Source organism: Pseudoalteromonas sp. UG3-2 (assembly GCF_037120705.1).
In the GTDB taxonomy this organism is placed as follows: domain Bacteria; phylum Pseudomonadota; class Gammaproteobacteria; order Enterobacterales; family Alteromonadaceae; genus Pseudoalteromonas.
The window spans coordinates 2,578,653-2,600,380 of record NZ_JAWLJU010000002.1; the positions used below are offsets into that span (position 1 = coordinate 2,578,653).

Consider the following 21,728-nt stretch of genomic DNA (forward strand, 5'->3'; position numbering starts at 1 on the left):
CATACGCCAATAATAATGAATACTGTAATGCGATGAGGGAATGCATGTCGTTAATTCGTAAGCTGCTTAGTTTGCTACTTTATACTATCAACACCATTTTTTGGTTTGTGCCTATTTTTATTTGTGGCTTGATCAAGTTATTGCCAATTCCATTGCTACAAAAGGCGATGAGCTTGGTCGCTAAGTGGTGCGCCAACAAGTGGGTCGCTTGCAACTCCCTAAGCCAGAACTTAATTGCGCCATACCAACTGAATGTATCTGGGCTAGATGAGTTAAAACCAAAAGATTGGTACTTGGTGATCGCCAACCATCAAAGTTGGGTAGACATCCTAGTATTACAACGGGTCTTTCATAACAAGATCCCGTTTCTGAACTTTTTCTTAAAAAAGGAGCTGCTGTATGTGCCAGTATTAGGCTTGGCTTGGTGGGCGCTAGACTTCCCGTTTATGACACGTACCAGCAAATCACAGTTAAAAAAGAACCCGAAATTGCGTGGTAAGGACATCGAAACAACCCGTAAAGCCTGTGAAAAATTCAAAACCATGCCGGTCAGTATTGTCAACTTTGTTGAGGGAACTCGCTTCACCGAGTACAAGCACAGTAAGCAAAAAAGTCCCTTTAATCACCTGCTAAAGCCTAAAGCGGGGGGAATTGCGTTTGTAATGCAGGCCATGGGGGAGCAAATCAGCAAGGTAGTGAATGTCACTATCCATTATCCAGAGGGCGTACCAACGTTTGCAGATTTCATTGCCGGCAAGGTAAAGTCAGTGAATGTTCAGGTGGAAGTAATGCCGGTCAGTGCAAACTTAATCGGCGATTATAGTAACGACCCTGAGTTTAGGGTTCGCTTTCAGTCGGAGCTTAATACCTTGTGGCAAGCCAAAGATGCGCAAATTGCGGAGCTTGCCGACAAACAATAGTAGAGGGATAGAGTAATGTTAAAGCAAGTATTACCAAAGTGGTTTTTAGGCCTATCAGCCAGTGCTTGGTTGTTAATGAATACTTTTGTTTGTGGCCTATTGGTGTTGCTATTTGGCATTGTAAAACTATTGCTACCGCTTAAGTTTATCTCCACCGCATTGCATTTCTTTTACGGTATGTGGTGTAAAGGCAATTACATCGGGCTTAAGATCGCCTGCGACACTATCTCGGTTAAGCTACCTAAAGAACTGCAATCGCAGGGGTGGTATTTGCTTATTGCCAATCACCTAAGCTGGTTAGATATTGTGGTACTCAGTGCGTTAGACGTGTTACCAGCTCCTAAGTTTTTCTTAAAAGATGAATTAAAATACGTGCCATTTATTGGCACTGGCGCGTGGGCGATGGGGATGCCATTTATGAAGCGCGCTAGCAAAGCACAGATCGCCAAAAATCCTAAACTCAAAGGCATGGACGTGGCGCGAACCAAAGCCAGCTGTCGTAACTTTAAAGACCATCCCACCACTGTAATTAATTTTGTTGAGGGCACACGCTACACTAGAAGTAAGCATCATAAGCAGCAAAGTGGCTTTAAACACTTACTAAAACCCAAAGCCGGTGGTGTGGCTTTTGCTTTAGAAGTGTTGGCAGAGCAGCTTGATGGTATGCTCAATGCAACGCTCGCCTATGATCTTGAAGGTGAGCATATTTGCCGTTCCTTTATGCAAGGGCGGCTGGCTGCCATTGATGTCAAGCTGGAGTTCCTCGACATGAGCCAAATCCCATTGGGGAACTACCAACAAGACAAAGCCTATCGGGTGCAATTCCAAGATTTTATTAATCAGCTTTGGCTGCAAAAAGATAGCCAACTTGAAGCCCACCGGTTAGAACAGGCAAGGCCTGAACAGCCGCTAAATGAGGAGCTAGAGCAACTATGAAGTTTGATCACCTTCATGATGTTGTACAGCCTTGGCTTGAAGCAGTACCCCAAGGCACAGTCATTAGCGCATTGGTAACCAATGGCGTTGCGGCGCTGGGGTTAATGTTACTTTACTGGGTCGTTCGCCGTTTGGTTTTACCAAATGTTGAGAGTTTATTGACGCGGGTATCACCGCGCAAAATTGGTCACCTCGGGCCACAACTGAGCAAGTTCAGCGGTCGCTTTGCGCTGGTACTGTGTTTATTGGTTTTCTCGGCTTATCATGAGCGCTTGTTTGTGGCGCCGCAATGGGTGTTCGGGGTCATTGAAACGTTCGCCTATTTATTGTTGGTGATTGCTGCAGGGTTCTTACTCAGTAGTCTAGTTAACCTTGGCAACGGCGTTTATAACCTCTTCCCATTTGCCAAAGAAGTGCCTATACAAGGCATTGTTCAAGTGATTAAGCTGATGATTTTTATTGTTTGTACGATATTAGTTGTCAGTATTTTGGTGGATAAGTCGCCAACCTATATCTTATCTGGTTTTGGTGCGATTGCGGCAGTGATCATACTGGTGTTCAAAGACACCATTTTAGGTTTGGTTGCCAGTATCCAAATTGCGGCGAACCGCCTGGTGACCACCGGTGACTGGATCCAAGTAGATGCCTTTGGGGCAGATGGAGAGGTCATTGATTTGGGGTTGAACACGGTGAGAGTTCAGAACTGGGATAATACCGTGACGACGATCCCTACCTATATGCTGATCTCCGACTCATTTAAAAATTGGCGCGCCATGCAAGAGTCTGCGGGGCGACGCATCAAGCGTGCGATACATATCGATTTTACCAGTATTGAACTCTTAGACGAGGATAGAAAAGCACAGCTATACCAGCAGTACTCGTTACTTAGTGAGCTTGAATCTGTGCCAACAGACATCACTAACCTGGGGCTGTTCCGGCGCTATGCCGAGGCCTATTTAAAACAGCATGAAGCCATCAGTCCAGATTGTTTATGCATGGTGAGGGAGCTGGCTCCAACGCACCATGGTTTACCATTGGAATTCTATTGCTTTAGCAGTGATAAACGCTGGGTTTTTTATGAGCATTTGCAGGCCGATATACTGGATTATATGTTAAGTGTGATGCCAAGCTTTGGCCTCAGACCTTATCAAAGTGTCAGCGACTATTTTGGTGCCCATCGAGTCAAAGTTAAGGCGTCGGCGAGCAAGATTGAGCAGCAATAAATAAAAGCAGAGGCCCGTTTGGGCCTCTTAGCTAGTTATAAGTTACCCACCACTAAGCCATATACCACAAAACCAAGTAAAAGTTGCCAGATGGCCGGCTTGAGCCATTTTAATACCGCAAAGCCTAGTGCCACAGCAACAATATCCGTGACACTGTGCACGGCTGCAAGCCAGATAGGCTGGTAAAATGCAGCGGCTAAAATCCCCACCACACCGGCATTGAGGGCGGCGCTAATGCTGGCAAATTTCGGCATGGCAATAAGCCGTTGCCATTGATTGATAAAGGCCCACATCAGCAGTAACCCCGGTAAGAAGATAGCCACCGTAGCAATACTGGCGCCTATCAAGGGATGAGTGTTGTTCACCGTGGCTCCCAAGAAACTAGCAATAGTAAACATGGGACCTGGGATCGCCTGAGCGGCGGCATAAGCGGTTAAGAAGCTCTCCTGTGGAAGGTTATCTACACTGGTTTGCAGTAAGGGGAGTACCACATGGCCGCCACCAAACACTAAGGCACCAGCCTGATAAAACTCAGCAAAAATGGCACTTGGTAAACTCAAAAAGGTGAGTAGAAATAAGGCCGCAAAAAGGCCAAGCACAGCCCAGTTGGTGTTGCCTGAGGTTGAGTGCTGCTCTGAGGGAGCATTGCTAAAAGAGTAAAAATACCCAGCGATGGCAATGACAATTAGAACACCGAGCTGAGAGCTTAAACTGGGTAACAATAGTAAAGCCAGAGTGGCAAAAAAGGTCACCACTTTGAGTGCTGTGGTTTTGCAAAAGCTCTTTGCCATGCCTAGTACAGCATCTGCGACGATCACTACCGCAAACAGCTTGAGTCCGTATATGACAGCCAATGCCGAGCCCGATAATTGCTCTGCCGTAAGTGCTAGTACGGTCATAATCAAAAAAGAGGGCAGGGTGAAACCTAAAAATGCCGCTAAGCCACCAAGTGCTCCGCCTTTTTCTAGGCCAATGGCAAAACCCACTTGGCTGGAGCCTGGACCAGGTAAAATTTGTGAAAGGCTAATCATGTTGGCATAACGCTGTGCGCTTAGCCATTGTAAATTATCAACAAAGTGCTTCTTGAAGAAGCCTAAGTGCGCAGCTGGGCCACCAAAGCTGGTGCAGCCAAGTAGAAAAAATTGATAAAAAATTCTCAGAAACATAGTTCACCTTGTGATATCGTTAACCTTATATCCTTACAGTTTTTTATTACAGTATTATGACTTTCTACTATGAAAGCTCAGGTGGGATACAGTTTATGGGCTTAAAGCTTTTTACATTTATCGCCGTGCTCCTTGTCAGCACCGCGAGTGTAGCAACGGAAATCAATGTTGCTATTGACCATGCACCACCTTACAGCACCGTTGAAGGGGATACTAAGCCTGAAGGATTAATACTTGATATTCTGGCCAGCATTAATGCCCACAGTAAATCCGGCTTTACCCTTAATCCAGTGCCTTGCCCATTTTCTCGTTGCGTTCGGATGTTAGCGCGCGGTGAGGTGGATGTCATGGGAGGCTTAATCAAAACGGCACAACGAAAAAAACTGATAGAGTTTGTCGAGCCACCTTATATGACACTCTATTCATCCTTTGTGTTTTACGCCAACCGCGACAGCGATATTCAAGTAGAGAGCTACCAAGACTTATACGCGAAACGCATTGCAGTGATGCGCGGTGGAGCCTTTTATCCAAAATTTGATGACGACAGACAACTGAATAAAGTACCGGTGTTTAGCGAGCAGATTGCCTTTGACCTATTACTCAAAGAGCGTGTGGATTTGGTTATTGCCGTGGAAGATACTGCAGAGGTGGCAATGTCCGTGCTACAGCAACCAATCGAGCGGTTGCGGAAAATGAATTACCGCCATACCCAGCCAATTTATGGTTATATGGCGATGAGCAAAAACTTCCACAAGACCCCATTGGCAAAGAAAATCCGCGCTTCGATGAAACAACTAACGAGCGCAAAACAGCTAGATGCCATAGTGGCTAAATATCAACTTCCCCCCGTCACAATGGATAATGCTGACACCCCAGCGGGAGAAACTAACCCCTAATCCTCAGATGCTTCAGCAAGTATTCATACGACGTTGCAACAATAGTATTAACTTTAAATAAATGGATGCGTGTTATGTTGGCAAAAAAAGTATTGATTGGTGCTGCGGTTGCCGTAGCGTTATCTGGCTGTGAAATGAATAATACTGGCAAAGGGGCTGCCATCGGTGCGGCAGCAGGTGCCGTGCTGGGTAAAGCAACGGGTAATCATAAAGATAAACGTTTAGCCATTGGTGCTGCGGTAGGAGCTATTGCTGGCGCCGCGATCGGCAATTATATGGACAAGCAAGAAGCGGCAATGAATCAAGAGCTTGCGGGCAGTGGGGTGAAAGTAGTGCGAGAAGGCAATGAAATGCGCCTGATCTTACCCTCTAATATTACGTTCGCAACTGAGCAAGCCAGTATTAGCCCAAACTTTTACAGTACCTTACAAGGGATTGCGAAGGTAATGAAGCAGTACGACAAGACCTACCTCAACATCATTGGTCATACCGACTCCACAGGCACAGCCAGCTTTAACCAAACCTTGTCAGAGCAGCGAGCTGAGAGCGTAAAACGCTATTTGCTATCGCAGCAAGTATTAGCAGCGCGAATATACGCCGAAGGCATGGGGGAGACTCAACCTATCGCCAGTAATGGTACTGAGCAAGGGCGCGCGCAAAACCGCCGTGTTGAAATAAAAATTGTCCCTAACCGCGCTTCATAATTTCATATCAGAGTACGAGAGTAAGTGATTACTCTCGTACTCTGTTTTTAATCAAAAGGTTTCACAAATTACGTCGGCTTTACAAGTAATGACAGTGACGTTGGTGTAGCCTAGGCGGGTGAGCTGCTCAGCAGCAAATACCGCTCGCCCACCTGCGGCGCAATGCAAATAAATCGGCCTATTGGCATCTTTTTCTATTTCCGGCAGCTTAAACTCCAATAATCCACGGGGAATATTGACCGCCTCGTTGGCTGCCTTTTGCTGGTGCTCCCCAGGTTCTCTTACATCAATCAGTAGCCCCTGATTTTGGGCAATTTCCGCTTTTGCCTGTTTAGCATCGACACAACGTTGATTAGGCTTGACCGTTTTTAATACATCTTGCACTGAATTGAGCATGATACTCTCCTTTTTCTGCTAATTGCTGTTCAGTATGGCATTAGCCTTCTTGAATACCCAACTTTTTCAAAATGGTGATCATGGGGCACCAGCGAGTGAATGCAGACTGCACTAGGTTTACACAAATAAAAACACTGAACCAAACCCAGCTAGGATCAACATAGTGGGTTAATAGCAGTGATACTGCAAACATAACGCCTGCTATCAGGCGCAATAAAGGATGAAGTGTCATAAGTCGCTCCGTAATATTAGTGTTTTCTAATATTAGACTTTGCTAATCTTTTTGTCTATACTTTGTTCTAAAATAAATCTGAGGAGCCGTTATGGACCTGTCGCAAATGGCTGAGAACGCTGAACAAGCGGAAGCTTTACTGAAATTAATGGCCAACAAAAATCGCCTAATGATTTTATGCTCACTGCAAAAGCAGGAGCTAAGCGTCAGTGAATTAAATCAGGCCGTGCCCCTAGCACAGTCTGCACTGTCCCAGCATTTGGCGAGTATGAGAAAGGCAGACATAGTGACCACGCGGCGCGAGGGAGCCACCATTTACTATCGTGTCAGTGATCCCAAAGTCGCGCTATTACTGGAAAGCTTATATCAATTATTTTGTGCTTAAGAGCAAATAGGTAAAGAGTGGTTATGGAAAAAGTAGATAGTGCCATTAAACGCAGTTTACAGGGGAGCATACCTGTTATGCTCTTCCTTGTTGCTGTGGTGGTAGGAATTTTTGCGCTGCAAATGACACCTCGTGAGGAAGAGCCACAAATAGTGGTGCCTATGCTCGATATTCACGTTGCAGTGCCCAACACCGCTGCGCCTGAAGTGGCGCGTTTGGTGACGACTCCATTGGAAAAGTTATTGCTGCAAATACCCGGAGTGGAGCATGTGTACTCTACCACGCAAACCGGTGGTGCGGTCGTCACTCTGCGCTTCCATGTGGGAGAAGACCGCGAGAAAGCCATCCTCAACACGTACACTAAACTGTATGCGAACCAACATCAGATGCCGGGATTAGTAAAGGGTTGGCAAGTTCGGCCTATTGAAGTGGATGATGTGCCGATATTGATGCTAGGGCTCAGTAGCGAGGATCCTGAGCGCTATAGTGATTATGAACTCACACGCTTTGCCCAAGAACTATCTATAGAGTTACAGACCATTGCCGACACCAACGAAGTGACGGTGATCTCAGGCCGAACTCGTGCACTGCGAGTTGAGTTGAATTTAACCGCATTAGCCGCGCATCAAACCACCCCTATGGATATCCTCAGCGCCATTCAAGCATCAAATCAAGTCGAGCAGGTGGGCCAAGTTGTCGCAGGAAGTCAGGCAATCCGTTTTGAATCTGGCGATGTGCTACGGAATAAAACGGCACTTGAGCAGTTAGTGGTGAATGTCATTAATGGTCAGAGTGTCTACTTAAAAGACGTTGCTACTATTATCGATGGCCCAACGGAAGCCACCAGTTATCAGTGGTTAGCAAGCCAAGGTAAGCAACAAAATGCCCCTATGGTCACGCTCAGTATCGCGAAACAAAAAGGCAGTAATGCAGTGACGGTGGCAGAGCAAAGTTTGGCGCTCATGAGCGAGTTGCAGCAACAACTCTTGCCGCCTGAGGTGAAGGTGACGGTGCTACGTAACTACGGTGATACCGCCGATGACAAAGTCAATAACCTGACCTCAAGTCTGGCATTTGCGGTGTTTACTGTGGTGGTCTTTGTCGGTGTCTTTTTAGGCTGGCGCCCAGCGCTGGTGGTGGGCCTTGCCGTGCCCATTTGTTATGGCATTACCCTAGGGCTGGATTTTGCTTTTGGCTATACCATTAATCGCGTTACCTTATTTGCTTTGATCCTCTCTCTTGGGTTGCTGGTGGACGATCCCATCACAGGTATCGATAACATTAGCCGCTTTATTCATAACAGCGATGATGACGACAAAGACAGCAGCATCATTGCTGCAATGAGCGAGATAAAGTCAGCGCTGTTAATGTCGACCCTAACCATTGTTATGGCCTTCATTCCTCTGGCTTTTATCACCGGCATGATGGGCCCCTATATGGCGCCAATGGCATTCAATGTGCCAGTCAGTGTGATTGCCTCCACCTTAGTGGCTTTTTTAGTCACGCCGTGGCTCGCGAAAAAGCTAATAAAAAAGCAAGTGATGCCTGTGCAGCAAAGCCCCAGTCAGTCTCTATATGGGCGTATTATGCTGCCGATTTTATCGCGGCCAAAACGAGCGAAATGGGTATTATGGGGGGTACTTGGGCTGTTTGTAGCAAGTGCCAGCCTGCCGGTTTTTCGTGCCGTGCCACTTAAGTTACTACCATTTGATAATAAAAGCGAAGTGCAGGTACTGATTGATATGCCTGAGGGTACTAGCTTAGAAACCACTGCGGCAATGACGCGCAAGGTACAAGATATTGTTTGGTCTGTGGCAGAAGTTACGGATGTTGCCGCGTACGTTGGTAAACCTTCAAGCATGGACTTTAATGGCATGGTAAGGGGATACTATCGACGCTATGGCAGTCACTTGGCTGAGTTACGAGTATTGCTTGTGGATAAAGCTGAGCGTGAACACCAATCACACGCGGTTGTCATGCGCTTGCGTGAAAAGTTGCAGCATCTGAATCAGCCATTGACCCGCATTAAAGTCGTTGAAGTGCCGCCGGGCCCTCCCGTTTTGAGCACCCTTGCTGCAGAGGTGTATGCCGATCCTTTTGTACCTCGAGAGCAACAACAATTGGCAGCACAGCAGTTAGCTGAACGCCTAAAGCGCGAACCACATGTGGTTGAAGTCGATACCTCGATGGCACAGCCGACCGTGTTACAGCGCTTTGTGGTGGATAAGCACAAAGCCGCGTTATCTGGCGTCGCTACTCAAGATGTTAACCAGGCGCTCAACATTGCCAGCAGTGGCGTGCAGGCCGGGTATTTATACGTGGAAAACGAAGCCGCGCCAGTGCCTTTGCAGCTAATGGTGAGTTATCAAGACCGCAATCAATGGCAGAACCTATTAGCGCTGCAGGTGCGTGGTCGTCAAGAGTTGGCTAAAACCACGCAAGCGTATGGCTTAGAACAAGCAGCCCAGCCTTTGGTTGCTATTGCTGAGTTGGGTGAGTTGACCACCATTGCCAGCGCTCCCATTATCCACCGCAAGGATCTCAAAGAAGTGATTTATGTCTTTGCAGAGCTCAATGGTCGTACTCCAGCTGCCGTTATCGCTGATGTGGTGGCAGATGAAAATGGTCATAACGAGCAGACACACTGGTCGCAACGCACCTTCTTAAATAGTGGTGGTGGCCAGAGCTGGTCTATGCCTGAGGGAACCGAGTATACCTTTACCGGTGAAGGGGAGTGGCGCATTACCATTGATGTATTCCGTGATATGGGCATTGCTTTTGCTTTCGCGCTGGCGGCCATTTTTGTCATTTTACGATTGCAAACGGCATCTAGCAGCTTGTCGCTGATTATTATGTCGGCTATTCCATTAACGATGATAGGGATTATGCCGGGCTTTTGGTTATTGAATCAGTTTGGTGAGCGGGTCATCGCCGGCGCGCCCGAGCCGGTATTATTTACCGCTACGGCAATGATAGGGATGATAGCGCTGGCTGGGATCGTGGTGAGAAACTCACTGATCTTAGTCGAGTTTATTAATCAATCACGAGCTTCAGGTATGGCATTACTGGATGCGCTTATTGCAGCTGGAAGTGTCAGAATGAGGCCGGTCTTGCTCACCGCAGGCACCACACTATTGGGCAACTTAGTGATTATTTTAGACCCCGTATTCAGTGGCTTAGCGTTGGCAATTATTTTTGGCATCATCGCATCAACCTTGTTTTCGCTGTTAGTGGTACCCGTGGTGTATTACCTAGTCTTTCGTAATAAACCGGAACTTGCTAATCCATCCAACACCTCGTCAACTCAGGAGTCGTATCATGCTTCGTAAACAGTTTATTTATCCCCTCTTAGCTATTATCGGCTTACTGTTGCTGGTGGTTTGGCTTGCGGGAGGCTTCGCTGACAAGCTGGCTCCCGGTGAAAAACCGTTACCAAGCGCGTATCAAGGACAGACTTACGTGGTTGAGAAAGCGCCTCTTCAGGTGATTGAGCAACTGCCAGCCAGTGTGGTCGCAAAGCAAAACACACTGGTGTCGAGCCGCTTACTGGCTGAGCTTAAAACCTTAAATGTACGCGCAGGAGATCAAGTGCAAGCCGGACAGCTACTCGCAACGCTAGATGATGCTGAGCTAAAGGCACAATTACAGCGAGTGGCCGCTGAGCAGGCTGCCAATACTGCTAAGCTAACGCAAGCAAAGAAGCAGCTTGCCCGCAGTAAAGCACTAAATGAGCAAGGCTTGGTGGCCATTAATCAAATGGATGAATGGCAAGCCAGAGTGAATGAGCTGACAGCGCAGGGGCAAGCGCTCAGTGAGGCGTATCGCAGTGCAGAAGTCGCTCTGGGTTACACTCAGATTGTGGCGCCCATTTCAGGTAAAGTCGTCGAGCGCCTAAAAGAGCCGGGCAGTTTACTTCGCCCTGGTACAGCGATTGTGTCATTGCTTAATCCGCTGCAACTGCAAGTACAAGTCGCCGTTAGAGAGAGTCAAATTACGGCGGTGAATTTGGGCCAACAATTCACTGTCCATATTCCTGCACTGAACATCACTCAACCAGCGAAGGTCACGGAGATGCACCCACTGGCCAATAGCCAGGCTCGCAACTTTAGGATTAAGCTGGATATGGCGCTAATGCCAAAAGTGATACCAGGCATGTATGCCCTAGTCGATTTGCCACTCAATGAGCAAAGTGCGATCACCATTCCGAGCCAATACATACTGCGTCAAGGGCAGTTAGCCATGGTGAAAGTGGTTGCACAAGGTAAGATCCACAAACGCTATGTACGTGTCGGTGAAACCCGAGATAATCGCACTCACATCATCAGTGGGCTTGCAGCCGGTGAGGTGTTAGCACTTTAGTTAAATAGCAAGTTGGCTGGCACATTAGCAGCAATGCGCCAGCCTGCTTTTATATGAAAGTCGCAATTTCCGAGAGTGATTTTTTAACGGTGGCATGCTTAGGGATCGTGGCATCCTCACTGGGGTACCCGGCAACCAAGAGCATATAGGGGCGCTCATTATCGCGATTGCGGCCACATAATTCAGTGAGAAAGCTCATGGGTTTTGGAGTATGAGTTAACGTGGCTAGCCCAGCGTTATGCAGTGCTTGGATTAAAAACCCAGTAGCAATTCCTACCGATTCATGAACATAGTAATTGGTCTGTTTATCCTCCACATGAACTCCTCCTTTTTTCTGGCTGAAAATAGCAATCAACCACGGTGCATGTTCTAAGTAAGGCTTTTGGGCATCAGTGCCTAGAGGCTTCAACGCATCCAACCACTCATCGCCAGCTCGGCCTTGGTAAAAAGACTGTTCCAATTCTTCAGCAGCAACACGGATTTGTTTTTTCTTTTCTGGGTTACTGATGGCAACAAAATGCCAGGGCTGGTGGTTAGCTCCACTTGGCGCCGTGCCGGCGGCTTTAATACAGGCCTCGATGATCTCCTGAGGCACGGCTCTATCACTAAAGGCGCGGATGCTATGGCGCCTTTTACTGTTAGCTAAAAAGTCCTCGGCGCGACTTAGCATTTCTTGTTGTGGGTACTCGATAAAGTCATTGAGTGGCTGATTGATATGATCTTGCATGTTAATCATTCCTTTTTTGTGACTGAAAAGTGGCTTTAGTGTTTCAGTGTTTACTTTTGTTTTCAATTGATATGTGTTTGTTAATTGTTAGTACCTGAGGTAAGTGGTATAAAGGCGCAATAATAAAAATCCGAAAGGGAATAATAATAATGCTCGAAATAACAGGACTTTCAAAAACTTATGACAATGGTGTTTATGCTCTGCGAGGTCTAGATCTGACCATTCCAAAAGGGATGTTTGGCCTTCTTGGCCCTAATGGTGCTGGTAAATCATCTTTGATGCGGACTATCGCAACACTCCAATCCGCAGATGAAGGCTCAATACAGTTTGATGGAATTGATGTTTTAAAAGAACCAAAAGCATTGCGTGAACGACTGGGCTACTTACCTCAAGATTTTGGTGTTTATCCTCGTGTTAGTGCTTATGATTTATTAGATCATATGGCTATTTTAAAAGGGTTAAATAACAAGAAAACGCGCAAGGAAGCCGTTGACGGCTTGCTGGCACAAACTAACCTATATGAACATCGTAAAAATGCTGTCAGCGGGTTTTCTGGAGGCATGCGTCAGCGCTTTGGCATAGCGCAAGCGTTACTTGGCGATCCTGATTTGCTCATCGTTGACGAACCCACCGCAGGTCTAGACCCTGAAGAGCGAAACCGTTTTCATAACCTTTTAGTGGGTCTTGGTGAAAGCAAAGTCGTTATCTTATCGACTCATATTGTAGAAGATGTCTCTGAGCTCTGCCCGAATATGGCGGTATTGGCTAGCGGTCAAATCTTGCTTGAAGGTAACCCCGTCGCGCTTACTAAACAGTTACAAGGGAAAATTTGGCGTAAGTCGGTAACTCTTGCGGAAGCAAAAGAAGTAGAACAAAGCTTACCTGTGATCTCGAAACGCCTATTTGCGGGCCAGACTTTACTTAATGTATTTGCTGACCATGCTCCAGAGGGCTTTGAAGCGGTACCTGCCGATTTAGAAGACGTCTATTTTTCTACACTGCATTCTCATCGTAGCAGCCAGGCAGCGTAAGGAGTAGGTAGATGCTATTTAAGATGATGTGCTTTGAGCTGCGCTACTTTATCCGTCAGCCTTCTTTTTATGTGACTTCTCTGGTGCTATTTTTGCTGACCTTTTTTGCTTCCGTTTCTGATGCTGTGCAAATTGGTGGTGGGGGGAATGTCAATATCAACTCTCCTTATACTATCTTGCAAACCATTAGCATTATGACGATTTTTTCCATTTTCTTGGTGGTAAACTTTGTTGGTAGTGCGGTAATAAGAGATGACCAAAGTAAGTTCAGCGAACTTATTTTGAGTAAACCCCTACATTTAGCTCAGTACCGTTTGGGCCGATTTCTTGGCGCTTATCTTGTCACTTTGTTTGTTTTTTCAATGTGTTTGGTTGGGATATGGGTAGGTTCAAGTATTGGTGGACTAGTTGGTTGGTTAGATGAGGAGCTAATTGGCCCTAACAAGCTCAGCTATTACCTAACACCACTATTTATAATTGCAGCCCCTTCGCTGTTCTTTATGGCGAGCTTATTCGCACTTGTCGCACAAAAGTTTAGAACCATGATAGCGATGTATTTAGTTGCCGTTGGTTTATTTGTGACTTACCTTGTGGCGAATAGCATCTTTTCAGATATAGAATACCGTACTATTGCTGCATATTTGGACATGTTCGGCTTATCGGCTATTTCAGCACAATCAGAGTACTGGACCATTGCAGACCGAAATACATTAGTTATAAAGTTGGTAGATGAGCTACTCTATAACCGTTTAATATGGGTATCTATTGCGCTAATAAGCTTATTTGCCTTAACACTAAAAACATCTCATTATTTACCACAAAAGCAAAAAACCAAAAGCAAAGCAAAAGGGACTGGCAGTCAAGCTACCGCCTTGCAGAACCGATTTGACTATAAAGCTGGTGCTGGCAGCTCGTGGGCACACTTATGCACCCGAACCGCTTTTGAAGTTAAGCAAGTCATAAAAAGCTACCCATTTCTAGTGTTGTTGATTTTGGCCGTTGCAACCTTGATCCCGGGGCTGGTCGGCTCATTTAACTGGTACGGTACGGAAGTGTGGCCAGTAACTTTTCAAATGGTAGAGCTCATTCGTGGAAGCTTTTGGCAACTCTTGTTAATTGTATTAGTTTATTACAGCGCTGAGATAGTATGGCATGACCGCGAGTCTCGAATGGGAGATATTATTGATTCTTACCCTGTTGCAAACTGGGTATTTTGGGTGTCTAAGTATATCGCTTTAGTGGCGGTGATGTTGTTGCTATGTGTTTTTGGTAGTCTAATTACCATTAGCTATCAACTACTGTCGGGTGTTACACAGATAGACATTGCACAATATATTGTGCGTTTGGGCTATCTATTTGTATTAGGCTTTGCATTCCAAACGACATTGGCATTTTTGATACAGGTTATAAGCCCTAGCAAGTATATGGGTATGGGACTTTTTGTGGTCTATGCCATTATCTCGATAGTTCTGAGTAACTTTGGTTTTGAGCACAGGATGTATCATTTGGGTGACACTCCTTCAGTGCCTTACTCAGACATAAATGGTTATGGTCACTTCCTCACAGCGGCTCATTGGTACAATTTGTATTGGCTTGGCTTTAGCATGATATTAGCGACATTGAGCTACGCACTTTGGCCTCGCGGGGCAGGGCAAAATCTGAAATCACGAATTACGCAGATCAACTATCAACTAGGAAAAACTGGTAAAGCACTCCTTGCATGCGGAGCATTGATTTTTATTGGTAGTGGCAGCCATATTTATTACAACACGCGAGTGGTAAACGAGTTTATCTCACAAGATGAAACGGAAGATATCGCAGAGCAATATGAACTACAGTTTGCACAATTCCGTGACGATCCAGTTCCAGTAACGCTAGATGTTCAGCTTGATGCAGAGATCTTTCCCAAAACTCGGCGAATTGAAGCAAAAGTAAAGTTATTAGTTGAGAACCGCTCAGACACAGAGATAACTCGACTCTTGGTTAACAAACCGAGTCATACCTTAGAGTGGCATGTAGAGATGGCTGGGGCAACGCTTGGTAAAGAAGATAAAATGTTCAATCATGCTTGGCTCGAATTCTCACAACCAATGGTTCCAGGTGAACAGCGCGAGCTCACCATGTCAGTTGTGCGTCAAACGCTGGGCTTTGTAGATAGAGGCAATGATGTCACATTGGTGAACAATGGTACTTTCATTGATAACTCCACTTTATTTCCAACTTTTGGTTACAGTATATACAAGCAAATCCAAGATAAAAGTGAGCGTCGTCAACGCGGTCTAGAGCCACTGAAGCGTGGCAATAAGATTGAGGAAGCACAATATCATCATGAGCCATTATTTGCGGAAAACTTTGTTACATTCTCGGCAACTGTGACGACGGATGAATCACAAGTTGCAATGGTGCCAGGCTACTTGCAGTCCAAACAAACGAAACGCGGTCGTACAACTTATGTCTACGAAATGGATGCGCCTATGCTGCACTTCTATAACATTTTATCCATGGACCTAGAAGTAAGACGTGAGCAGTATAAAGGTATTACACTAGAAGTGTATTACCATGAAGACCATGCATGGAACGTTGATACAATGTTACAGTCGATAAAAGATTCTATTGACTATTTCACCCGAGAATTCGGGCCCTATCAACATAAGCAAATGCGTATTGTTGAGTTCCCTCGCTACCGAGATTTCGCTCAAAGCTTTGCTAATACGGTACCTTACTCTGAGAATATTGGCTTTTTAACGGACACACGCAATTCTGACAATATTAATGTACCCTACTATGTTACTTCACATGAATTAGCTCACCAATGGTGGGCACACCAAGTGATAGGAGCAAATGTTGAAGGTTCAAATATCTTGTCAGAAATGTTGTCGCAATATTCAGCAATTATGGTGATGAAAGAAAAGTATGGTGAGCACAACCTACGTAAGTTTCTCAAATATGAACTAGACAGTTATTTAAGAGGACGAGGTTCTGACCCTTATGAAGAACGAGCGTTAGCTAGGACCGTGGGGCAGCAATACATTCACTACAATAAAGGCTCTGTAGTAATGTTAGCACTCCATGACTTACTTGGAGAGCAGCGGCTCAATAGAGCATTAAGAGAGTTCTTAGATGACTATCGCTTTAGAACGGATGTCTTCCCAACCACATTAGACTTTTTGACCTATTTAAAAGATGGCGCTTCAGAGCAAGAGCAAGTGTTTATTGAAGACCAGTTTAATGCAATTACCTTGTATGAACTGAAGCTTGCAGATGTTGAAGTACAAGAAGCGGTGCAAGAAGGTGAGCTTCATACTATGACCTTAACAGTAAATGCGGCTAAAAAGCATGCAGATGGTGAAGGCAACGAAGAAGAGATCCCGCTCAATCAAGAGATTGATATTGCCTTATTCTCTGCCGATCCAAATACCATTCAAAGTGATGAAACGCTGCTATATCTACAAAAGCATGTGATTACATCAGGTGAAAATAAGATCGAATTGAAGGTCAAAGAGTTGCCAAAGTTTGCCGGTGTTGATCCATTTGTAAAATTGATAGACAAGAAAACAGCCGATAATATCAAGTCACTCTAATCTATATATAGGCAGGAGAGGGCTTTTTCGAAAGCCCTCATTCGTTTTCAAAGGAAAGTTATGCCAGATTTATTGCAATTAGCAAAGGTGTCAAAGCGGTACGCTTCTGTAACCGCTGTTGATAACTTGAGCTTTAACGTTAAACAGGGTGAAATCTTTGCACTGCTCGGTCCAAATGGCGCAGGAAAGTCATCTTTGGTGAGGATGCTGGTGGGATTTACTTTTCCCGATAGTGGCACAATTACAGTTAGCATTGAAGGACAGCAATACCGGTCAATTCCCCATGGGAGTTTGGGTTACCTACCTGAAGATAGGGGGTTGTATGCTGAAAAAACTGTGCAGCAGAACCTGCTTTATTTTGCCAAATTGCGCGGCGTCGAAAAAGCTGAAGCTCTAGCACAAATTGCATCTTGGTTGGCAAAGTTTGATCTAGAGGATAGAGCGCAAGATCCTCTGAAGTCGTTATCAAAAGGTAATCAACAAAAAGTGCAATTAATATCGGCGATTTTACATAAACCCAAGGTTGTTTTGCTCGATGAGCCTTTCTCTGGGCTTGATCCTATCAATCAAGAGAATGTAGTGGTGTTTTTAGAAGAGCTAAAAGCTCAGGGCATGACGGTTATCTTAAGTGCACATCAGATGGCGATGGTGGAAAAGCTCGCCGACCGAATGTTGTTAATGAATCATGGGCAAACTGTATTGTATGGCACATTAGCAGAAATTAAACAGGACGTTGGTGTCGGTATTGATATTACGTTGAGCTTTACTGAGGAGACCAAATATACGGAGCTCCATTTAGGTGACTACGAGGTTACCTGCACGCAGCTAACTGGAAGTAAAATTAAGCTTGTGTTGAGCAATTCGTTGCACCTTAACTCACTACTTGCTGACTTGTCTAAATTAGCAACTTTGCAGGGAATAGAAACAAAAACGATGGATTTACATCAACTTTACCTAAAAGCCATTGAGACCCATCAAGGAAAAGTGCAAGCGCAGGAGAACCGAGATGCCTCATAAGTTGCAACAAATAATCCAGGTCACAAAGTGGGAGTTTATGTATTTTTTTAAACTCAAGCAGGAGATAATAGGTAAAGCGATTATGCTCGCGGTAGGACTAGTTATCTACTTCTGGCAAAGTGCTTCATTTTTGGAGAGCAAACAGTATGTAATTGCTACACCTAATACCTTGAACGTATCACTATTGCCTGAACCACTGTTACTGAAGCAGGTAGAGGCCTCAAAAGCGCAGCTGCTAAATCAGTTGGAACAGGAGGAGATTGATGGCATTTTGGTACTTTATGAACAACAAGGGAAGGCGTTACAGTTTGAGCTTTTCACGTTAGGTAAAATGTCTTGGCAGAATGACTTAGAGGTCGCACTAACGCAGTTTTATGGCAAGGAGTTGGCTCAGCGCTTTAATTTGACTGCGACTCAGCTCGAGCTGTTACAGCAGCCGGTGGTTGTTACCAATCATTATATTAAAGATGCAGTTAAGGAAGCGCACAATCAGTCTTCCATGACTGCATTTGGTGTGATGGTACTGATGCTTATCGGTATTTTTACCTCATTTGGGCAGATATTTATTTCTATCACAGGTGAAAAGCAGCAGCGCGTTACCGAGCAATTATACGCTTGTATGAGTGCACAAACGTGGATTGACGGCAAAATATTTGGCCAAATGCTGCATTGTTTAAAAGCCATGCTAAGTGCCTTGCTCTCATTTCTGTTAGCAATGGCATTCATACAGGTCGTGCTTAAAAACGAAGCCTTGGACTTTTCAGTGGTTGATTTTGCAATGCTTCCTTGGTTTATGCTGTTCGCGATAGTTGGCCTTTACATGGCAACGGCCTTTATGGCGGCAATTGCTGCAGCCATTGATGATCCAAACCATAGTGGCAAGACTGGATTTATGATGATCCCCATCTTACCCATTGTCATCGCGTTTATGATTGTTGATAGTCCTAGTAGCTTTGCTGTAAATATCTTAAGCCTGTTCCCACTTACCGCATTTGTGGTGATGCCAGTAAAAATGGCGTTAATTGAAGTTCCTATCTGGCACGTGCTGTGTGCACTAATGAGTGCATTGGTTGGCTGCTACCTGATCCGTGTTGCTGCTGGTCGATTGTTTAAAGCGGGAATGGTGATGTATGGTAAAGAGCCATCCCTAAAGGATATGTTGCGCTGGGTTTGCAAACCGCAATAAAGGTGCCAGCTTACAATTGCCTAAGTATATCGCTATGATTATATTTCGGCCATAATCATAGCTTATAGCATAAGAGTGTAAGAAGTTGTATCAACATATTGATATTAATAGAAATAGTATAAATCTCCCCACGGGTAAAGCAGTATGCGTTGGCAGGAACTACGTAGCACATGCCAAAGAGCTCGATAATCCGATCCCAAATAGCCCTTTGCTATTTATCAAGCCTGCTACTAGCTTAGTCGCTTTTGAAGATGAAATTATTTTGCATAGGGCGTTAGGAGAGCATCATTACGAGGCCGAGTTGGCGCTTCTTATTGGTACTACTATAACAGCAAAGACCCAAAACCCTCTTAAAAATATTGCCGGACTGGGGGTAGCGCTGGATCTAACACTTCGGGCACTACAAACTGAGCTTAAGGCTCAAGGTCATCCTTGGGAGCGTGCCAAAGCCTATGATGGTAGCTGTCCTGTTAGTCCATTTGTGCGCTGTGATGAAGCGACCTTGACGGGTAATATAGAGTATCGCTTTTGGCAAAACGGCTTGCTGCGCCAGCACGGCGAGTCACGTTTAATGATTTTCTCAATGGCGTCATTATTACAAGAAATTAGCCAATACTTTACCCTAATGCCAGGTGATATCGTATTAACTGGGACCCCACAAGGGGTGGGTTGTTTGGCCGATGGTGATGCGTTAACACTACAATTGGCAAACCAGCAGCCATGGCAAGCCCAGGTGCAGCTCAGCTAACTTAGAACTCTTTTTTCAGGCATTAAAAGTCGTTACCATAAGGCTATTGCCTTACCCAAGGAGCAGTTATGAAAATCAAGCCGTTAGGCACCCCTTTCTCTAACACCGCGTGTAAGGTTTTACTGTGCGGTGGTGGCGAGTTAGGCAAAGAAGTGGTTATCGAGTTTAAGCGTTTGGGTGCCGAAGTGATAGTGCTTGATCGCTACGAAAACGCGCCAGCGATGCAGGTGGCGGACCGCAGCTATACCTTGTCGATGCTAGACGGCGACAAGCTCAAAGCGATTATTGAACAAGAGCAGCCCGACTATATTGTCCCTGAAATAGAAGCTATCGCGACAGCCGAGCTCGTGGCGTTAGAAGCCCAAGGTTACACCGTAGTGCCAAGTGCTAGAGCTACGCAACTAACCATGAACCGCGAGGGGATCCGCCGCTTGGCAGCGGAAGAATTGGGGTTGGACACTTCGCCCTATCAATTTGTCGATACGCTGGAAGAGTTTAAAGCTGCGGTAGCAACTATCGGCATGCCCTGTGTGGTGAAGCCAATTATGAGCTCTTCGGGCAAAGGCCAAAGTGTTATCCACAGTATCACAGATATCGAGCCGGCTTGGCATTACGCTCAGCAAGGCGGAAGGGCTGGACAAGGGCGAGCTATTGTTGAGGGCTTTGTCGACTTCGATTATGAGATCACCTTGCTAACCGTACGCCATATCGAAGGCACCAGTTTTTGTGAGCCCATTGGACATGTGCAACAAGATGGCGATTATCAGCAAAGCTGGCAACCACAAGATATGTCTGAGCTGGCGCTTGAGCGCAGTAAAGCGATGGCAGAAAAGATCACTGTAGCACTCGGTGGCAGAGGGGTATTTGGAGTAGAGCTGTTTATTAAAGGTGATGAAGTTTACTTTAGCGAAGTTTCACCAAGGCCGCATGATACCGGTATGGTTACGCTTATCTCGCAAGATTTAAGTGAATTTGCGCTACATGCTCGGGCAATTTTAGGTTTGCCTATCCCCACCATTCACTTCAATGGACCATCGGCATCCAGTGTGATCCTGGTTGAGGGAGAGTCTCAACAAGTACAATTTAACCATATTGCACAGGCTCTAGCAGAACCTTTAACTGATATTCGCTTGTTTGGTAAACCCGAGGTAAGCGGCAAGCGCCGCATGGGCGTGGCGTTAGCGCGTTCAGATTCTGCTGAAAGTGCAGTAGAGAAGGCCAAGCATGTGGTGGAAAAAATAGGAGTAACGCTTTGAAAACACCCCCCCGAATCATTGACCCGCTGGTCTTAGGCTTTTGGCGGCTGCTGGATTGGCAAGTGACGCCGCAACAAAACTTGAGCTTTTTAAAGCAAGCTATTGAGCTTGGGATCCGGGATACCGATCATGCCGATATCTACGGTGAGTACCAGTGTGAAGCCGAGTTTGGCAAAGCGTTAGCTATTGAACCCAGTATTCGCGAGCAAATACGTATTATTACTAAGTGTGGTATTAAACCCGCATTTCCCAACCTTGGGTTGGCCGGAAAAGCCAATCACTATGATTCCAGTAAAGCGCATATTATTGCTCAAGCTCAGCAGTCGTTAAAACACTTCGGCACCGACAGGTTGGATGTCTTGTTAATACACCGCCCGGATTATCTGATGGATGCCGATGAAGTGGCTGATGCCTTTAATACGCTTAAGCAAAATGGTGATGTATTGCATTTTGGTGTCTCTAACTTTACTCCTAGTCAGTTTGATTTATTACAATCTCGGCTCGACTTTAGTTTAGTGACCAACCAAATTGAATTTTCACCCTATGAAATGAAAGCACTGGATGACGGCACGCTTGATCAGTGTCAGCAGCGTGGAATTAACCCTATGCTGTGGTCGCCATTGGCAGGGGGTAGAATATTCTCCAGTGAAGATGAAAAAGCCAAACGCCTGCGTGCGGTACTACAGCAAGTGGGTGAAGAGATTGGTAGCACTGAAATTGATCAAGTGATCTACGCATGGCTTGCCATGCATCCATCGAAACCTGCCACTGTACTGGGCACTGGAAATATTACTCGAGTTGCCAGCGCGTTTACTTCACAGTCACTTAGCATGAGTCGCGAGCAGTGGTATCGTATTTGGACAGCTTCAAGCGGTCATAGCGTACCTTAGCGAGTGTGATTAAACGGCATGAAAAAAGGGCCTTCCGGCCCTGTAGTGTTGCAGCAAGTAAATAAAAATAAGGCG

General features: G+C 45.6%; 19 protein-coding genes. 15 read left to right on the plus strand and 4 right to left on the minus strand.

Annotated elements, in window-relative coordinates; all coding sequences use genetic code 11:
• The first annotated feature begins 44 nt into the window (after positions 1-44).
• Genes R3P39_RS14535 through R3P39_RS14545 form a run of 3 tightly spaced genes read left to right on the plus strand, consistent with a single transcriptional unit; the run spans position 45 to position 3,079 of the window.
• Entirely contained in the window at positions 45-920 is an 876-nt protein-coding gene (locus tag R3P39_RS14535) for an acyltransferase (RefSeq protein ID WP_336568325.1), read from the plus strand.
• A gap of 15 nt (positions 921-935) precedes the next feature.
• Positions 936-1,856 (plus strand): acetyltransferase, encoded by a 921-nt coding sequence (locus R3P39_RS14540; RefSeq protein WP_336568326.1) that lies wholly within the window; start codon positions 936-938, stop codon positions 1,854-1,856.
• Positions 1,853-3,079, plus strand: coding sequence for a mechanosensitive ion channel family protein (locus R3P39_RS14545; RefSeq protein WP_336568328.1), 1,227 nt, complete (start codon positions 1,853-1,855; stop codon positions 3,077-3,079). The genes R3P39_RS14540 and R3P39_RS14545 overlap by 4 nt, the downstream gene beginning before the upstream one ends.
• A gap of 35 nt (positions 3,080-3,114) precedes the next feature.
• Here the strand turns inward: R3P39_RS14545 and chrA are convergent, their stop codons facing one another.
• Complete coding sequence (gene chrA, locus R3P39_RS14550; protein WP_336568329.1) at positions 3,115-4,245, minus strand: chromate efflux transporter; 1,131 nt, start codon at positions 4,243-4,245, stop codon at positions 3,115-3,117.
• Positions 4,246-4,340: 95 nt separating this feature from the next.
• On the opposite strand from chrA, the gene R3P39_RS14555 reads away from it, so the two are divergent.
• Entirely contained in the window at positions 4,341-5,141 is an 801-nt protein-coding gene (locus R3P39_RS14555) for a substrate-binding periplasmic protein (protein ID WP_336568330.1), read from the plus strand.
• 74 nt (positions 5,142-5,215) lie between these two features.
• On the plus strand, positions 5,216-5,845 hold the full coding sequence (locus R3P39_RS14560; protein ID WP_336568331.1) for an OmpA family protein: 630 nt from the start codon (positions 5,216-5,218) through the stop codon (positions 5,843-5,845).
• Positions 5,846-5,896: 51 nt separating this feature from the next.
• Here the strand turns inward: R3P39_RS14560 and R3P39_RS14565 are convergent, their stop codons facing one another.
• The gene (locus tag R3P39_RS14565) at positions 5,897-6,241 is read right to left on the minus strand and encodes a rhodanese-like domain-containing protein (RefSeq protein ID WP_336568332.1); all 345 of its coding nucleotides are present in this window, start codon (positions 6,239-6,241) and stop codon (positions 5,897-5,899) included.
• A gap of 40 nt (positions 6,242-6,281) precedes the next feature.
• Entirely contained in the window at positions 6,282-6,473 is a 192-nt protein-coding gene (locus R3P39_RS14570; RefSeq protein WP_336568333.1) for a YgaP family membrane protein, read from the minus strand.
• A 91-nt stretch (positions 6,474-6,564) separates the two neighbouring features.
• Here R3P39_RS14570 and R3P39_RS14575 point away from each other — a divergent pair, with 91 nt between their 5' ends.
• The 3 genes from R3P39_RS14575 to R3P39_RS14585 are packed head-to-tail and all read left to right on the plus strand — an operon-like array spanning position 6,565 to position 11,217.
• A complete protein-coding gene (locus R3P39_RS14575) occupies positions 6,565-6,858 on the plus strand; it encodes an ArsR/SmtB family transcription factor (protein WP_336568335.1) in 294 nt (97 codons plus the stop codon).
• 23 nt (positions 6,859-6,881) lie between these two features.
• The gene (locus R3P39_RS14580; protein WP_336568337.1) at positions 6,882-10,187 is read left to right on the plus strand and encodes an efflux RND transporter permease subunit; all 3,306 of its coding nucleotides are present in this window, start codon (positions 6,882-6,884) and stop codon (positions 10,185-10,187) included.
• The gene (locus tag R3P39_RS14585) at positions 10,177-11,217 is read left to right on the plus strand and encodes an efflux RND transporter periplasmic adaptor subunit (protein ID WP_336568339.1); all 1,041 of its coding nucleotides are present in this window, start codon (positions 10,177-10,179) and stop codon (positions 11,215-11,217) included. Before R3P39_RS14580 ends, R3P39_RS14585 begins: the two co-directional genes overlap by 11 nt.
• A 49-nt stretch (positions 11,218-11,266) precedes the next feature.
• Here the strand turns inward: R3P39_RS14585 and R3P39_RS14590 are convergent, their stop codons facing one another.
• Complete coding sequence (locus tag R3P39_RS14590; RefSeq protein WP_336568341.1) at positions 11,267-11,944, minus strand: nitroreductase family protein; 678 nt, start codon at positions 11,942-11,944, stop codon at positions 11,267-11,269.
• 149 nt (positions 11,945-12,093) lie between these two features.
• Between R3P39_RS14590 and R3P39_RS14595 the strand changes: the two genes are divergently transcribed.
• From R3P39_RS14595 to R3P39_RS14625, 7 genes are all read left to right on the plus strand, one after another.
• Positions 12,094-12,975: an ABC transporter ATP-binding protein gene (locus R3P39_RS14595; RefSeq protein ID WP_336568342.1), complete on the plus strand. Its 882-nt coding sequence runs from the start codon at positions 12,094-12,096 to the stop codon at positions 12,973-12,975.
• Positions 12,976-12,986: 11 nt separating this feature from the next.
• A complete protein-coding gene (locus tag R3P39_RS14600; RefSeq protein ID WP_336568343.1) occupies positions 12,987-16,556 on the plus strand; it encodes an ABC transporter permease/M1 family aminopeptidase in 3,570 nt (1,189 codons plus the stop codon).
• Between the two features lie 60 nt (positions 16,557-16,616).
• Positions 16,617-17,573 carry an ABC transporter ATP-binding protein gene (locus R3P39_RS14605; RefSeq protein ID WP_336568344.1) on the plus strand — a complete coding sequence of 319 codons (957 nt, stop codon included), beginning with the start codon at positions 16,617-16,619 and terminating at the stop codon, positions 17,571-17,573.
• 37 nt (positions 17,574-17,610) lie between these two features.
• Positions 17,611-18,759, plus strand: a complete 1,149-nt coding sequence (locus R3P39_RS14610) for an ABC transporter permease (protein WP_336568345.1) — start codon at positions 17,611-17,613, stop codon at positions 18,757-18,759.
• A gap of 85 nt (positions 18,760-18,844) precedes the next feature.
• Positions 18,845-19,507, plus strand: a complete 663-nt coding sequence (locus R3P39_RS14615; protein ID WP_336568346.1) for a fumarylacetoacetate hydrolase family protein — start codon at positions 18,845-18,847, stop codon at positions 19,505-19,507.
• A 68-nt stretch (positions 19,508-19,575) separates the two neighbouring features.
• Positions 19,576-20,763: a formate-dependent phosphoribosylglycinamide formyltransferase gene (gene purT, locus R3P39_RS14620; protein ID WP_336568347.1), complete on the plus strand. Its 1,188-nt coding sequence runs from the start codon at positions 19,576-19,578 to the stop codon at positions 20,761-20,763.
• Complete coding sequence (locus R3P39_RS14625; RefSeq protein WP_336568348.1) at positions 20,760-21,653, plus strand: aldo/keto reductase; 894 nt, start codon at positions 20,760-20,762, stop codon at positions 21,651-21,653. The genes purT and R3P39_RS14625 overlap by 4 nt, the downstream gene beginning before the upstream one ends.
• Positions 21,654-21,728 lie beyond the last annotated feature (75 nt).

What these genes read in the sequence shown, in the direction of transcription:
- R3P39_RS14535 (WP_336568325.1), top strand. Translation starts at nt 45, where the DNA reads ATGTCGTTAATTCGTAAGCTGCTTAGTTTGCTACTTTATACTATCAAC.
- R3P39_RS14540 (WP_336568326.1), top strand. Translation starts at nt 936, where the DNA reads ATGTTAAAGCAAGTATTACCAAAGTGGTTTTTAGGCCTATCAGCCAGT.
- R3P39_RS14545 (WP_336568328.1), top strand. Translation starts at nt 1,853, where the DNA reads ATGAAGTTTGATCACCTTCATGATGTTGTACAGCCTTGGCTTGAAGCA.
- chrA (WP_336568329.1), bottom strand. Translation starts at nt 4,245, where the DNA reads ATGTTTCTGAGAATTTTTTATCAATTTTTTCTACTTGGCTGCACCAGC.
- R3P39_RS14555 (WP_336568330.1), top strand. Translation starts at nt 4,341, where the DNA reads ATGGGCTTAAAGCTTTTTACATTTATCGCCGTGCTCCTTGTCAGCACC.
- R3P39_RS14560 (WP_336568331.1), top strand. Translation starts at nt 5,216, where the DNA reads ATGTTGGCAAAAAAAGTATTGATTGGTGCTGCGGTTGCCGTAGCGTTA.
- R3P39_RS14565 (WP_336568332.1), bottom strand. Translation starts at nt 6,241, where the DNA reads ATGCTCAATTCAGTGCAAGATGTATTAAAAACGGTCAAGCCTAATCAA.
- R3P39_RS14570 (WP_336568333.1), bottom strand. Translation starts at nt 6,473, where the DNA reads ATGACACTTCATCCTTTATTGCGCCTGATAGCAGGCGTTATGTTTGCA.
- R3P39_RS14575 (WP_336568335.1), top strand. Translation starts at nt 6,565, where the DNA reads ATGGACCTGTCGCAAATGGCTGAGAACGCTGAACAAGCGGAAGCTTTA.
- R3P39_RS14580 (WP_336568337.1), top strand. Translation starts at nt 6,882, where the DNA reads ATGGAAAAAGTAGATAGTGCCATTAAACGCAGTTTACAGGGGAGCATA.
- R3P39_RS14585 (WP_336568339.1), top strand. Translation starts at nt 10,177, where the DNA reads ATGCTTCGTAAACAGTTTATTTATCCCCTCTTAGCTATTATCGGCTTA.
- R3P39_RS14590 (WP_336568341.1), bottom strand. Translation starts at nt 11,944, where the DNA reads ATGCAAGATCATATCAATCAGCCACTCAATGACTTTATCGAGTACCCA.
- R3P39_RS14595 (WP_336568342.1), top strand. Translation starts at nt 12,094, where the DNA reads ATGCTCGAAATAACAGGACTTTCAAAAACTTATGACAATGGTGTTTAT.
- R3P39_RS14600 (WP_336568343.1), top strand. Translation starts at nt 12,987, where the DNA reads ATGCTATTTAAGATGATGTGCTTTGAGCTGCGCTACTTTATCCGTCAG.
- R3P39_RS14605 (WP_336568344.1), top strand. Translation starts at nt 16,617, where the DNA reads ATGCCAGATTTATTGCAATTAGCAAAGGTGTCAAAGCGGTACGCTTCT.
- R3P39_RS14610 (WP_336568345.1), top strand. Translation starts at nt 17,611, where the DNA reads ATGTATTTTTTTAAACTCAAGCAGGAGATAATAGGTAAAGCGATTATG.
- purT (WP_336568347.1), top strand. Translation starts at nt 19,576, where the DNA reads ATGAAAATCAAGCCGTTAGGCACCCCTTTCTCTAACACCGCGTGTAAG.